The sequence below is a fragment of the Amycolatopsis roodepoortensis genome (assembly GCF_014873915.1).
Lineage (GTDB): Bacteria > Actinomycetota > Actinomycetes > Mycobacteriales > Pseudonocardiaceae > Amycolatopsis > Amycolatopsis roodepoortensis.
Genome location: NZ_JADBEJ010000002.1, coordinates 57566 through 70290, shown reverse-complemented (window position 1 = coordinate 70290; position 12725 = coordinate 57566). Strand labels below are relative to the sequence as shown.

The following is a 12725-nucleotide window of genomic DNA, read 5'->3' as shown; positions in this document are numbered from 1 at the left end:
GCGAATCCGTTGGGGGGCCGAAGGCCCTCCGGCGGGTTCGCGACGACCACCTCGGGGGTAAGGAAATGACAGCATGAAAAAGCTGCCGCTGGCAGACAAGAAGGACGTCAGACGTTGGATCAAGGAGACCGCGCGCGCCAACAAGCGCGAGTTCTCCGTGATGCTCGGCCTGTTCTGCGTCGCGACCGCGATCGGGCTCGCCGGGCCGAGGCTGCTGGGCGCGCTGGTGGACGAGGTCGTCGAAGGTACGACGACCGCCACGATCACCTGGCTGGCGATCGCGTTCGTGGTCGTGCTGGGCGCGCAGGCGTGGTTCAAGGGCCTGGCGCGGCTTCGCGCGCGGGTGTTCGGCGAGCGGATCCTGGCGAAGAACCGTGAGGAGTTCGTCGGGAACGCGCTGAACCTGCCGCTCGGCACGGTCGAGGCCGCGGGCACGGGTGACCTGCTCAGCCGGGCGACCACCGACGTCAGCCGAATCGACCACGCGGTGCGGTTCGGCGCGCCGGAGATCCTGATCGCCGCCGTCACGGTGGTGTTCACCGTGGTGGCGATGGTGATCACGTCGCCGTTCCTGGCGCTGGGCCTGCTGGTCGCGCTGCCGCTGCTGGTGCCGGTGAACATCTGGTACCAGCGGCGGATCCCCGATGTGATGCGGCGGATGCTCGACAAGTGGTCCGAGCTGCAGTCCACCACGCACGAGACCGCGGAGGGCGCGCGGACGGCGGAGGCGCTGAACCTGACCGGCCGCCGGATCCGGACGGGGCACGACGGTCTCGACGCGGCGATGCTGGGCGAACGCAAGGTCCGGGCGCTGCAGATGCGGTGGATCCCGTCGCTGGAGATCAGTTACGTGCTGCCGGTGCCGGTGATGCTCGGGCTGGGCCTGCTCGCCTACTCGAACGGCTGGGAAGGGCTCGGCACGATCACCGCGATGCTGCTGTATTCGCAGGTCATGACCGGTCCGCTGAACGAGGCGCTGTTCTGGCTCGCGGACATCCAGGTCGCGGGGGTCTCGCTGCGGCGGCTGCTGGGTGTGCGGCCCGCCTCGTCTTCGGAGACGGCCTCGGCGGCTCCGCGCGGCCAGGACATCGAGGTCCGCGACGTGCGCTTCGGTTACAACGCCGACCGGGAGGTGCTGCACGGGATCGACCTGCGGGTGCCCGCCGGGGAGCGGCTGGCGATCGTCGGGCCGTCCGGTGCCGGCAAGTCGACCCTCGGGCGGCTGCTGGCCGGGATGTCGGCGCCGACCTCGGGTTCGGTGCGGATCGGCGGCGCCGAGGTGTCGACGCTGCCGGACGACGTCCTGCGCGGCGAGGTCCTGCTGCTGACGCAGGAGCAGCACGTCTTCTCGGGGACGCTGCGGGACAACCTCACGCTCCCGGCCGGGGACTGGGCCGACGAACGGCTGCTGGCCGCGCTGGCCTCGGTCGGGGCTTCGGAGTGGGTGGCGAGCCTGCCGGACGGGCTGGACACGAAGGTCGGGGCCGGGGCGGTCGCCGTCCCGGCGGCGATGGCGCAGCAGCTCGCGCTGGCGCGGGTGGTGCTGGCCGACCCGCACACGCTGGTGCTGGACGAGGCGACGTCGCTGCTGGACACGGGTTCGGCGCGGGAGCTGGAGCGGTCGCTGAGCGCGGTGCTCGAAGGGCGCACGGTGATCGCGATCGCGCACCGGCTGCACACCGCGGCCGCGGCCGACCGGGTCGCGGTCATCGAGGGCGGCCGGGTGACCGAGCTGGGTTCGCACGCGGAGCTGCTGGCCGCCGGAGGCCCCTACTCCGCCCTGGTGGCCGCTGCCTCCTGACGCATTTAGAGGACGAAATGCGGGGCGCCCTTGGGGAGACGCGTCTCCCCAAGGGCGCCCCGCGCCCGACGGAGACTTCACGTCGCGCGCCCTCTTTCGGGCCGAAGGCCCACGTAAACACGATGAAGGGGCGCCTCCGCACTCAACGCGAGTTGGATACGGAACGGCGCCCCTTCGGCGCGTTTACGTCAGCGCGCGACCAATGAAAGAGCGTCGACGGCGCTGTAGAACATGCCGAGACCGTCGTCCGAAGGCCCGGTGAGGGCGTCGATGGCGTGCTCCGGGTGCGGCATGAGCCCGACGACGCGGCCGTTCTCGCTGCGGATCCCGGCGATGTCGTTGCGCGAGCCGTTGGGGTTGCCGCCGACGTAGCGGAAAACCACGCGGCCCTCGCCCTCCAGCTCGTCGAGCGTGGCCTGCTCGGCGACGAAGCAGCCGTCGATGTTCTTCATCGGGATGAGGATCTCGGCGTCCTTGTCGTACCGGGTGGTCCACGCGGTGTCGTTGTTCTCGACGCGCAGCCACTGGTCACGGCAGATGAAGTGCAGGCCGGCGTTGCGGATCATCGCGCCCGGCAGCAGCCCGGCCTCGCACAGGATCTGGAAGCCGTTGCAGATGCCGAGCACCGGCATGCCCTTGTGGGCGGCCTCGATCACCGACGACATCACCGGCGCGAACCGGGCGATGACGCCGGCGCGCAGGTAGTCGCCGTACGAGAAGCCACCGGGGACGACGACGGCGTCGACACCCTTCAGGTCCTCGTCCGCGTGCCACAGCGGCACGGCTTCGGCGTCGGCGTAGCGGACCGCGCGGGCCGCGTCACCGTCGTCGAGCGTGCCGGGGAAGGTGATGACCCCGATGCGGGCGCTCACGCGTCCACCCGCTTGATGGTCCACTGCTCGATGACGGGGTTCGCGAGGAAGCCCTCGGCGATCTTTTCGAGCGTCGCGTCGTCGACGGAGTCGTCGACCTCGATCTCGAAGTGCTTGCCCTGACGGATCTCGGTGATCCCGGTGAAGCCGAGACGACCGGCCGCGCCGAGCGCGGCTTGGCCCTGCGGGTCGAGGATTTCGGGCTTGGGCATGACGTCGACGACGACTCGGGCCACGGCAGGCTGCTCCTTATTCACGCAGGTCGTGGGTACCGCCCGAGCCTACTTCACTACGGTTGCCGCATGACCTACGGGCAGTACGCACCGCCGAAGAAGCCGAAGACCGGGCTCTGGATCACGCTGGTGCTGGTCTTCGTCCTGATCGCGGGCGGTGTCGCCTTCACCGGGTTCGTGACGCCGGGCTTCTTCAAGGCCAAGGCCGACACCACCTCGCGCGCGACGCCGGAGCAGCTGAGCCAGTCGTTCGTGAACGGCGTCGCCGAAGATCGGCTCAGCCAGCTCTGGTGCCCGATCCGCTCGAAGCGGTCCTACAGTTTCGAGCAGGTCATGGCCGCCACCGACGGCGCACAGCTCGGCACGCCCGCGCGCCAGCGTGCGCCGCAGGAGTATTCGGCCACGCTCAACGCAGGCGGGCAGACCGTCGGGATCGCGATGATCCCCGGCGAGGGCGGCTGGTGCGTGCGCGACGCCAAGATCGGCGGCGAGCCCGAACCGCTGCCGGGCATCGAGACGAAGCCGTCGCCACGCCCTGACGTCAAGACGGGCGAAGAAGCGGGGAACAAGTTCGTCGACGCGATCAACGCGCGCGACATCCCGGCGGCGCTGTCCGTGCTGTGCGAGAAAGTGCCGGACACGACGCGCGACGGCGTGCAGCAGATCATCCACGGCGAGGGCAGGTACACCGTCGACAACGCCGACGTGCTGACCACCGCGAAGCAGACGATCCTGCACCTCACCGGCGAGGTCGACGGCGTCCGGAACCCCGGCCGGATCGAGACCGAGGACGACGCCGAGGGCGGCCCCTGCGTGGCCTCTTTTTCACCCGACTCGGACTGAGCTCGCACCGATCCTTCGTCTGGGGGATGCTCGGAGCGCGGCGCTGGGCCAAGATGAGCCCATTGGCGGGGCGTCAACACCGGGCGAGCAGCAGGAGGCACCGTGGCCGATCAGGACTCCTTCGACTACGTGATCGTCGGCGCGGGCAGCGCGGGATGCGTACTGGCGAACCGGCTGAGCGAGGATCCGTCGGCGCGGGTGCTCCTGCTCGAGGCGGGCGGCGAGGACGACGCCGACGAGATCCACATCCCCGCCGCGTTCCCCGGCCTGTTCAAGACCAAATGGGACTGGAACTACGAGACGGTCGAGCAGAAGCACACCGGCAAGACGCTGTACTGGCCGCGCGGGAAGACGCTCGGCGGCTGTTCGTCGATCAACGCGATGATCTACATCCGCGGCAACCGCGCCGACTACGACGGCTGGCGCGACGGGCACGGCGCCGAGGGCTGGGGGTTCGACGACGTCCTGCCGTACTTCAAACGGGCGGAGGGCAACCAGCGGCTCGGCGGGCCGCTGCACGGCACCGACGGCCCGCTGCACGTCGAGGACCGCCGCTTCACCCACGAGTTGTCGCTCGCCTGGGTGGATTCCGCGGTCGCCTGGGGCCTCAAACGCACCGACGACTTCAACGGCGAGTCACAGGAAGGCGCCGGCGTCTACCAGGTGACGTGCAAGAAGGGCCGCCGCTGGTCGACGGCCGACGCGTACCTGCGGCCCGCGTTGGCGCGCCCGAACCTCACCGTGCGGACCAACGCGCAAGCCACCCGCGTCGTCTTCGAAGGCACCCGCGCCGTCGGCGTGTCCTATTTGGACAAAGGCACCGAGACGACCGTGCGCGCGTCGACGGAGGTCCTGCTGAGCGGCGGCGCGGTGAACTCGCCGCAACTGCTGATGCTCTCCGGCGTCGGCCCGGCGGAACACCTGCGGGAGCACGGGATCGACGTCGTGGCCGCGCTTCCCGGCGTCGGCGACAACCTGCACGACCATCCCGCCTGCGGGATCATCTGGTCGACGCGTGGCACCACCGACCTCGTGGACGCGGCGACGCCGGGCGGGCTGGTGCGGTACCAGCTCACCAAACGCGGCCCGCTGGCCTCGAACATCGGCGAGGCGGGTGCGTTCTTCCCCGCCGCGGACGGTGTCTCACCGCCGGACATGCAGATCCACGTCGCGCCGACGTTGTTCTACGACAACGGGATGCGCGAGCCGACGGTGCCGGGCTTCACCTCGGCGGCGACCCTGGTGGACGTCGCGAGCCGGGGACGCCTGCGGCTGAAGTCGTCGAATCCGTTGTGGAAGCCGGAAATCGACCCGGCCTACTACGCCGAATCCGTCGACATGGAGAAGATGCTCGCCGGGATGCGGGCCCTGGTCGAGATCGGGAAGTCCGGCCCGTTGGCGCGCTATCTGGACAAGCCGTTCCTGCCGGAGCGGCACGACCTGACCGACGATGAACTGGCCGACTACGTGCGCGAGAAGACGCAGACGCTGTACCACCCCGTCGGGACCTGCTCGATGGGGACGGGCGAAAACGCCGTCGTCGATCCGTCGCTGAAGGTGCGCGGGGTGGACGGGTTGCGCGTGGTCGACGCGTCGGTGATGCCCGTGGTGCCGCGCGGGAACACGAACGCGCCGACGATCATGGTGGCGGAGAAGGCCGCGGACCTCATCCGGGGCAAGTGACGCTCGTGAGTGGTAAGGACGGTTAGAACCGTCCTTACCACTCACGAGACCCAAAGCGCTCCGCTACCGCTTTCCGTGCAGCACGGTAATGAGCTTCGCGACCAGCGCGTCCGTCTTTTCCTTGCGGGAGAACGACGTCAGCACGATCGGCGCGGTGAACCGCTGCCGCGCGACGGCCTTCGGACGGGCGAACTCGCGCAGGCCTTCCGGGCCGTGGATCCGGCCGAAGCCCGAGTCGCCGACGCCGCCGAAGGGCAGCGAAGCGATACCGGCGAAGGAAAGCGGCGCGTTGATCGAAGTCATGCCGGTGCGCAGCCGTCCGGCGAGTTCGAGGCCGCGCGACTTCGAGAACACCGTCGAGCCGAGGCCGTACTTCGTGTCGTTGGCCTTCTCGACGGCCTCGTCCATGTCGCGGACCTTGGCGATGGTGACGGTCGGGCCGAACGTCTCCTCCTGGACCGCCACGGAGTCCTCGGGCACGTCGACGAGCACCGTCGGCTGCACGTAACGGTCTCCGACCGCGTCCACGCCGCCGACCAGCGCCTTGCCGCCGCGCTCGATGGCGTCCGCGATGTGGCGCTTGATCACCGAGAGCTGCGAAGGCATCGTCACCGGGCCGTACTGCGCGGCCGCGTCCGAGCCTGCCCGCACGTCCTTCGACTTCTCGACCACCTTCGCGACGAACTCGTCGTGCACACGCTCGTGGACGTACACGCGCTCGACGCCGATGCAGGTCTGGCCCGAGTTGGAGAACGCGCCCCAGACGGTCGCGTCGGCGGCGGCTTCGAGGTCGGCGTCCGCGTCGACCAGGACGGCGTCCTTGCCGCCCGCCTCGATGATCACCGGGGTGAGCGTCTCGGCGGCCGCGGCCATGATCTTCTTGCCCGTGCCGGTCGAGCCGGTGAAGGCGATCTTGTCGACGCCGCCCGTGACGAGCGCGGCGCCGGTCTCGCCGAAGCCGGTGATCAGCTGCAGCACCGGCCACTCCGGGACGACCTCGTTGAAGGCGTCGACCAGCCATTTCCCGACGCCGGGCGTGTACTCGCTCGGCTTGAAGACGACGGTGTTGCCGGCGGCGAGGGCGTACGCGATGGAGCCGAGCGGAGTGAAGACGGGGTAGTTCCACGGGCCGATCACGCCCACGACGCCGAGCGGCTGGTACTCGACCGTCGCCGCCTGGTTCGACATCATCAGCCCGGCCGCGCGGCGCTGCTTGCCGAGGATCTTGCGCGCGTGCTTGCCCGCCCACGCGATGTGCTCGATGGCGAGGACGCTCTCCAGCTGCGCGTCGGCGATCGGTTTCCCGGTCTCGTCGCGCACGACCTGGCACAGCTGCGGCAGCCTGCGGGTGATGACGCCCTTCCAGCGGCGCAGGCGTTCGGCGCGACCGTCGTAGCCGAGCCCGGCCCACCATTCGGCGGCGTCCTTCGCGCGGGCGATGGCGGCGCGGACGTCCTCCTTGCTGTGCACCGGGTAGGTACCGACGACCTCGTCGGTCGCCGGGCTGAGGGAATCGAAGGTCTCCCCCACGCTGTGCGCGGTCGGCTTCGGCTGGACTGCGGTCATCGACTTCTCCCGTGTCTCGGCTCAAAGCCCAGGCTACGACGTTACTGACGGCGTGCCAATAGCTCGCCTGGGGCGTGCCACCAGCATCGCACAGGAGACGAGGGCCGCAAGGACACCGAGCAGCGGGCACAGCCAGACCGGCAGCACGCCGATCGCCAGCGAACCCAGCCCGAAGCCCGAAGCCTGCACGGTGAAGGCCAGTGAGAACCCCTCCGACCGGCGGCGTTCCGGCAGCAGCTTCTGCAGGTTGACCGACGAGACGGCCATCAGCGGGCCGGTGCAGAGCCCGATCAGCGCGACCCCGCCGAGCAGCCCGTCCCAGCCGAAGCCCGCCGAAACCACGATCCCGCCGACCACGAAACCGGCCAGGAACAGCCTCGGATCGCCGGCCTTCCCCCGCATCGCGTACAGCGCGCTCCCGGCGATACTGGCCCCGCACAGCACGACGATGACGATGGCCGTCGCCGATTCGGGCGCGCCGAGGCGCAGGACGAGCGGCAGCAGCCCGACCTCGATGGTCGACAGCAGGAGCCCGACGGTGAACAACCCCGCCAGCCAGGGCACACACGCGGCGACCGGGATCGACTGGCGCTCGACCGTCCTTTGTGGATCTCGCGGAACGGTCCGCCGCGGTACGAGCAGCGCCGCGAGCAGGGCGACGACGGCCATCGCGAGAATCGGGACGACCGGGCCGGACGTCGCCAGGAGCGCCACCAGCAGCGGCCCGCCGACGATGACGCCTTCGAGGATCATCGCGTCCACCGAAACCGCCCTCGGCAGCTCCTCTTCGGTCACCGTCGCGGCGAGCAACGTCCGGAAACCGCCGTTCAGCCCGCCCGCGACCAGCCCCGGCGGGATCGCCAGCGCGAGCAGCACCCAGTCCGGGGCTCCGGCGGAAGCGACCGCGGCCAGCAGGAACAGTCCGGCGGCGACCAGCGGGAGCAGCACGACGAGCCCGCGCGCGGGGCCGACGCGGTCGAGCAGCCGTCCCGTCGGCACGGCGCCGACCATCTCGGCGGCGACGAAAACGGCCATCATGATCCCGCCGAGCCGGTACGAACCGGTCGTCGCGGTGGTCAGCACGGTGAAGGCCAACGGCGCCATCATGCCGGGCAGCCGGTTCAGCTGCACCCCCGCCGACCAGCGCCAATACCCGGAATTACGCAGCAACGTCATGCCACGAACACTGTCGAACCCGGGCTGGCCAGGACCATTGATTAGGACATAGCCTAATCCGATGATCGAGCTGGTCCTGACCGCCGAGAGCGCGAACCGCGTCCGCTTCGGCATCTCCCCGCTCGACGAGACCATGGGCGCGATGCAGACGCTGCTCGGACGGCGCGGGCACCCGAGCCACCTGCCGTGGCTGCGCGAGGCCGCCGCGAAACTGCCGGACCTGCCCATCGACGGCTTCGCCAAGGTGATGAGCGCGCGGCACTACATCACCGATTTCCTCAGCCCGCCGCCGAGCGGCCCGGAGACCACGGCGTCCGCCCAGCTCGCCGAGATCCGTCGCACGACACCGGAGCAGGTCGCCCACGAGCTGTCCAAAGTGGACGCGGACCTGAGCGGCCTGCCGGAAGATCCCGCCGAGGCAAGGGATCTGCTAGCGAGCCAGATGGAGATCGCCTGGACCGAACTGGTCGAGCCGCACTGGCCCCGGATGCGCCGGTTCCTGGTCGCCGACATCGAGGAACGCTCGCGACGCCTGGCCGCCGGCGGTATCGCGCTGGTGCTCGAGGACATCCACCCGCGGGTGCGGCTCGTCGACGACGTCCTGGTGATCGAAATGAAGGAACGCGGCCGCGTCCACCTCGACCGACGCGGATTGTTGCTGATCCCCGGCGTCTTCGCCTGGCCTTCGGTCGGGGTGATCACGATGGAGCCGTGGCAGCCCTCGCTGCTGTACCCGGCTCGCGGGGTGGCCGAACTCTGGTCGGATCCCGAAAGTCCGCCCGGCGCCCTCGCCGGAGTACTCGGCCGGACGAAGGCCGCGCTGCTCACGACGCTCAACGAGCCCGCGAGCACCACCGAGCTGGCACGACGGCTCGGCTTCTCGGCGCCGACGGTCTCGCAGCATCTGACCGCGATGCGCGCGGCCGGCCTGCTCGAAACCCGGCGGCGCGGCCGCGAAGTCCGTTATCGGCGCACCGAACTTGGCGACGCCCTGCTGCGGGCATAGGCTGGAATCGAGCTACCGCGAAGGAGAAGACCGATGCGTATTGTCCACTTTGGACACGCTTGCACCCTTCTGGAGACCGAGGGCGCGCGGATCCTGATCGACCCCGGCACCTTCTCGGCGGGCTTCGAGGGCGAGCGTGAGCTGGACGCCATCCTGATCACGCACCAGCATTTCGACCACCTCGACGCGGACAGGCTGCCCTCGCTGCTGGAGGCCAACCCCGGCGTGCGGCTGATCGTCGACCCGGGTTCCGCCGAAGCGGTGGGGAAGATCGGCGCCGAGTTCCAGATCGCGAACCCCGGCGACGCCCTCGAAATCGGCTCCAGCAGCGTTGACGTGGTCGGTGGTGAGCACGCGGTGATCCACGAGGAGATCCCGGTGATCCCGAACGTCGGCTACGTCGTCGACCACGGCGCGTTCTACCACCCCGGCGACTCGTTCTTCGTGCCGGAACAGAAGATCGACGTGCTCGGCCTGCCCACCGGCGCCCCGTGGCTGAAGGCCGGCGAGGCGGTCGACTACCTGCGTGCGGTGTCGCCGCGCCTCGCCGTCCCGATCCACGAAGCCGTCCTCGCGCGGCCGCAGATGCACTACGGCCTGTTCACGAATCTCGCGCCGGAAGGCACCGAGGTGAAGGTGCTGGATGTCGGGGAACCGGTGAAGCTCTAGCTCCGGTACGCCGCGCCGCCCCCGATGGCGTTGCGAAAGCCGCTTTCGCAACGTTGAAGGTTGCGAAAGTGGCTTTCGCAACGCCTCTTGCCGTCCGGTCGCCGGAGCGGTTGGCCGCCAGTGTCGCGAAAGCCACTTTCGGGACATCTAGCGTCGCGAAAGTGGCTTTCGCGACACAGTCTCCGGGGCCCAATAGGCCAGTTTCCGCACCAGGATCTCCGCCGGTCCCCGATACCCCCGCCGGTGCATCAGGTACGCGACGACGACCGTCAGCAGCCACACGCCGAGCCCGCACGCCGCCGCGACGAACGTGCTGCCGCTCAGCCCCAGCATGAACGGCGGCGCCAGGATCAGCCACGCCACCGACTGGAACAGGTACGCGCTCAGCGTGCGCTGGCCGAGCGCCGAGATCGCGGTGACCACGACGCCGCGGCGCTTCTCGCCGACCGCCATACCGATGAGCCCGAACAAGCTGATGTAACCGATCGCGCCGAACAGGCCCGCTCCCTCGTACATCAGCTTGACGAGCCCGGCGGTCCCTTCGTCGAATCCGACGTAGTCACCGGCGAAAAGCCCCATCGGCAACGCACCCGCGATCGCGACGCCGAAACCGCCGAACACACCGAAGAGGAGCAGTTTCCGATTCGGCTCCTCCAGGACGCGCTTCTTCGCGGCCCAGGCACCCACCCAGACGAAGAGGATCGACGACAGCAGGATCGCCGTGCTCATCGGCCATTCCGTGAGCCGCTCGCGCACGGCGTCGCCATACGTCGGCGCCAGGGATGACACGTCCTCGACGGACGGGACCGGCGCGTTCCCGGAACCACCGGTGAGCACCAGGTACATCAGCACGGCCAGATAGCAGACGCCGAACCCGAGGTACAGCACTGGAATCCGGTAGAAACCCTTGCCACGCCTCAAAAGCAGCAGGGTGAACACCACGCCTATCACGCCGTACGCGCCGAGCACGTCGCCGGAGAAGAACAGCACCCCGTCAACGGCGCCGAAGACCAGCAGCCACGCGTGACGGCGAAGCAGGATGCCGCGCGTGCGCGGCCACGGCTGTCCCAGCGCCTCCTGACGGTTGGCGAACTGCACGATGCCGTAGCCGAGCATCATGCCGAACAGCGGCAGCGCGCACGCGTGGACGAACACGAACAGCAGCACGAAGTACGGCCGTTCCAGGCCTTCCGGCGTCTGATCGACGCCCGGCGTGTTCCCAAGGAAGATGCTGGCGGTATGCGCCAGCGCGACGAGCAGGAGCGCGAAACCCCTGGCCAGATCCGGAGCGAGCACCCGCTCGCTCGTCGGTGTCGATGTCATGAAGCCCCCTTTAGTATCCAACGTACACTAATTAATGTCCGGCGGATACTAAAGGAGGAGGCGGGTACTTGTCAGCCGGCGTCGACGAGAGCGGCGATGCCGTCGAGCACGACGCCGAGACCGAAGTCGAAATCGGAGTCCTGTTCGGAGTCTCCGAGCCCTGAGGTCAGGAAGCCCGCGGCATCGGGGAAACGCTCGGGGTCGATCAGCTCGGCGAGGCCTTTGCCGTAGGCCCGTTCGGCCTGAGCCTGGCTCAGCTCGCTGCCCTTCCTGCCCTCGGCGAGCTGGATGGCCTGCGCGCAGGCGAGGCGGACATAGCCGCCGATCAGCACCAGGACCCCGCCCTTGGTGCCCCAGTCGAGGCCGGTGTCGCGCAGCGTCCGCAGGATCGCGTCCATCCACGCGACCGCGTGCGGTCCGGCCGGAGGGCCGGTGAGCGGCAGCTCGACCAGCCACGGGTGCTTCATCAGGACATCGCGGTTGGCCTCGGCCAGCGTGGTCAGCTCGGTCCGCCAGTCACCGGCCGGCTCCACGCGCGGCGGATCACCGATGGCGAAATCGGCCATCAGCTCCAGCAGTTCCGCCTTCGAACCGATGTGGCGGTACAGGGACATCTTCGTGACGCCGAGGTCCTTCGCCACGCTCGCCAGCGTCACGTTCACGACGCCTTCGCGATCGGCGAGATCCACCGCGGCCGCCACGACACTGTCGATGTCGAGCACGGACGGCCTGCCGCGCGTCGGGCGCTCCGCCTGCCGCCAGAGCCGCATCAGCGTCGCCGGTGCGCCACCCTCGTCGGTCATCCCGACAATTTAACCCGCGTTCGCGAGAGCGAGCCGTACGTGGTTCCGAAAGCGCGGTTCTCCAGCGAGACGTCGACGGCGTCGAGGAACGCCTGCCGCAGCCCCGGCCGGGCGAGGTCCGCGGCGTCGATGCCGAGCCGGACGAGCCCGCCGCGGCGGGCGGCCCTGGCGGCGGCCAACACCAGCGCGAAACAGCGGACGGTCTCCGTGCGGTGCGACGGCCCGCCGAACTCCTGGACCCTGGCGCGCTGGACCTGGCCGGACACCAGATCCCGCACCGAGACCAGGTCCGCGCACAGGGTGAAGCCGTGCTCACGCAGGGCCTGCACGGTGCCCTCCGACGCGATCCAGCGCGGCGGCGCGAAACCGTCGACGGCCATGCCGTTGGCGTCGAGCGCGGCCTTCGCCGCGATCAGCCGCAGCCGCGCCTCGTGCGCGGGAAGTGCCGCGAACTCGGCGCGTTTGCCCAGGTAGACGGCGCGATGGGTGGGCGGGACCTGGTGGTCGTAGCCGTGCAGGAGGACGGAATCGCCGTTGGTGCGGCGCGTCCTGACCCACTCGGTCACGGGGCCCTCGCCGGTGCGAGCGGCGTAGAGCACCGACAGCGGGACCCTGCGCCGGTCGAGTTCGGCCGCGAGATCGGCACAGCGGTGCAACGTCCGGGTGGTCACGCCGGACAGGGAAACCAGCAAACGTGCATCCACCCCACCAGTGAGCCAGCCCGGGCTTGCGCTCGCCTGACGTCGGAGT

The 12725-nt window shown here is 69.7% G+C and carries 12 protein-coding genes; 5 read left to right on the top strand and 7 right to left on the bottom strand.

Going from position 1 to position 12725, the window contains the following annotated elements:
- Positions 1 to 73 precede the first annotated feature (73 nt).
- Positions 74 to 1801 (top strand): ABC transporter ATP-binding protein, encoded by a 1728-nt coding sequence (locus tag H4W30_RS09410; RefSeq protein ID WP_192742544.1) that lies wholly within the window; start codon positions 74 to 76, stop codon positions 1799 to 1801.
- 188 nt (positions 1802 to 1989) lie between these two features.
- On the opposite strand, the gene purQ is transcribed toward H4W30_RS09410, so the two are convergent.
- The gene (gene purQ / locus H4W30_RS09405; protein ID WP_192742543.1) at positions 1990 to 2673 is read right to left on the bottom strand and encodes a phosphoribosylformylglycinamidine synthase subunit PurQ; all 684 of its coding nucleotides are present in this window, start codon (positions 2671 to 2673) and stop codon (positions 1990 to 1992) included.
- Positions 2670 to 2909, bottom strand: coding sequence for a phosphoribosylformylglycinamidine synthase subunit PurS (gene purS, locus H4W30_RS09400; protein ID WP_125784867.1), 240 nt, complete (start codon positions 2907 to 2909; stop codon positions 2670 to 2672). The genes purQ and purS overlap by 4 nt, the downstream gene beginning before the upstream one ends.
- Positions 2910 to 2975: 66 nt before the next feature.
- Between purS and H4W30_RS09395 the strand changes: the two genes are divergently transcribed.
- Both H4W30_RS09395 and H4W30_RS09390 read left to right on the top strand, forming a co-directional pair.
- A complete protein-coding gene (locus H4W30_RS09395; protein WP_192742542.1) occupies positions 2976 to 3749 on the top strand; it encodes a hypothetical protein in 774 nt (257 codons plus the stop codon).
- 102 nt (positions 3750 to 3851) lie between these two features.
- Positions 3852 to 5432, top strand: a complete 1581-nt coding sequence (locus H4W30_RS09390) for a GMC family oxidoreductase (protein ID WP_192742541.1) — start codon at positions 3852 to 3854, stop codon at positions 5430 to 5432.
- A gap of 63 nt (positions 5433 to 5495) precedes the next feature.
- Here H4W30_RS09390 and H4W30_RS09385 read toward each other — a convergent pair whose 3' ends face one another.
- Positions 5496 to 6998 (bottom strand): aldehyde dehydrogenase family protein, encoded by a 1503-nt coding sequence (locus H4W30_RS09385; protein ID WP_192742540.1) that lies wholly within the window; start codon positions 6996 to 6998, stop codon positions 5496 to 5498.
- Positions 6999 to 7031: 33 nt separating this feature from the next.
- A complete protein-coding gene (locus tag H4W30_RS09380) occupies positions 7032 to 8174 on the bottom strand; it encodes an MFS transporter (protein WP_192742539.1) in 1143 nt (380 codons plus the stop codon).
- Positions 8175 to 8235: 61 nt separating this feature from the next.
- Here H4W30_RS09380 and H4W30_RS09375 point away from each other — a divergent pair, with 61 nt between their 5' ends.
- Both H4W30_RS09375 and H4W30_RS09370 read left to right on the top strand, forming a co-directional pair.
- The gene (locus H4W30_RS09375) at positions 8236 to 9180 is read left to right on the top strand and encodes an ArsR/SmtB family transcription factor (protein WP_192742538.1); all 945 of its coding nucleotides are present in this window, start codon (positions 8236 to 8238) and stop codon (positions 9178 to 9180) included.
- Between the two features lie 33 nt (positions 9181 to 9213).
- Positions 9214 to 9849, top strand: coding sequence for an MBL fold metallo-hydrolase (locus H4W30_RS09370; RefSeq protein WP_192742537.1), 636 nt, complete (start codon positions 9214 to 9216; stop codon positions 9847 to 9849).
- A gap of 147 nt (positions 9850 to 9996) precedes the next feature.
- Here the strand turns inward: H4W30_RS09370 and H4W30_RS09365 are convergent, their stop codons facing one another.
- From H4W30_RS09365 to H4W30_RS09355, 3 genes are all read right to left on the bottom strand, one after another.
- Positions 9997 to 11172, bottom strand: a complete 1176-nt coding sequence (locus H4W30_RS09365; RefSeq protein ID WP_192742536.1) for a DUF418 domain-containing protein — start codon at positions 11170 to 11172, stop codon at positions 9997 to 9999.
- A gap of 71 nt (positions 11173 to 11243) precedes the next feature.
- Positions 11244 to 11975: a TetR/AcrR family transcriptional regulator gene (locus tag H4W30_RS09360; protein WP_192742535.1), complete on the bottom strand. Its 732-nt coding sequence runs from the start codon at positions 11973 to 11975 to the stop codon at positions 11244 to 11246.
- On the bottom strand, positions 11972 to 12679 hold the full coding sequence (locus H4W30_RS09355; protein WP_318780572.1) for a DUF2334 domain-containing protein: 708 nt from the start codon (positions 12677 to 12679) through the stop codon (positions 11972 to 11974). Before H4W30_RS09355 ends, H4W30_RS09360 begins: the two co-directional genes overlap by 4 nt.
- Between the last annotated feature and the right edge of the window lie 46 nt (positions 12680 to 12725).

Bases quoted from the DNA above. Each gene is read 5' to 3' on its own strand.
- H4W30_RS09410 (WP_192742544.1), top strand. From the start codon at position 74: ATGAAAAAGCTGCCGCTGGCAGACAAGAAGGACGTCAGACGTTGGATC.
- H4W30_RS09395 (WP_192742542.1), top strand. From the start codon at position 2,976: ATGACCTACGGGCAGTACGCACCGCCGAAGAAGCCGAAGACCGGGCTC.
- H4W30_RS09385 (WP_192742540.1), bottom strand. From the start codon at position 6,998: ATGACCGCAGTCCAGCCGAAGCCGACCGCGCACAGCGTGGGGGAGACC.
- H4W30_RS09380 (WP_192742539.1), bottom strand. From the start codon at position 8,174: ATGACGTTGCTGCGTAATTCCGGGTATTGGCGCTGGTCGGCGGGGGTG.
- H4W30_RS09375 (WP_192742538.1), top strand. From the start codon at position 8,236: ATGATCGAGCTGGTCCTGACCGCCGAGAGCGCGAACCGCGTCCGCTTC.
- H4W30_RS09370 (WP_192742537.1), top strand. From the start codon at position 9,214: ATGCGTATTGTCCACTTTGGACACGCTTGCACCCTTCTGGAGACCGAG.
- H4W30_RS09365 (WP_192742536.1), bottom strand. From the start codon at position 11,172: ATGACATCGACACCGACGAGCGAGCGGGTGCTCGCTCCGGATCTGGCC.
- H4W30_RS09360 (WP_192742535.1), bottom strand. From the start codon at position 11,975: ATGACCGACGAGGGTGGCGCACCGGCGACGCTGATGCGGCTCTGGCGG.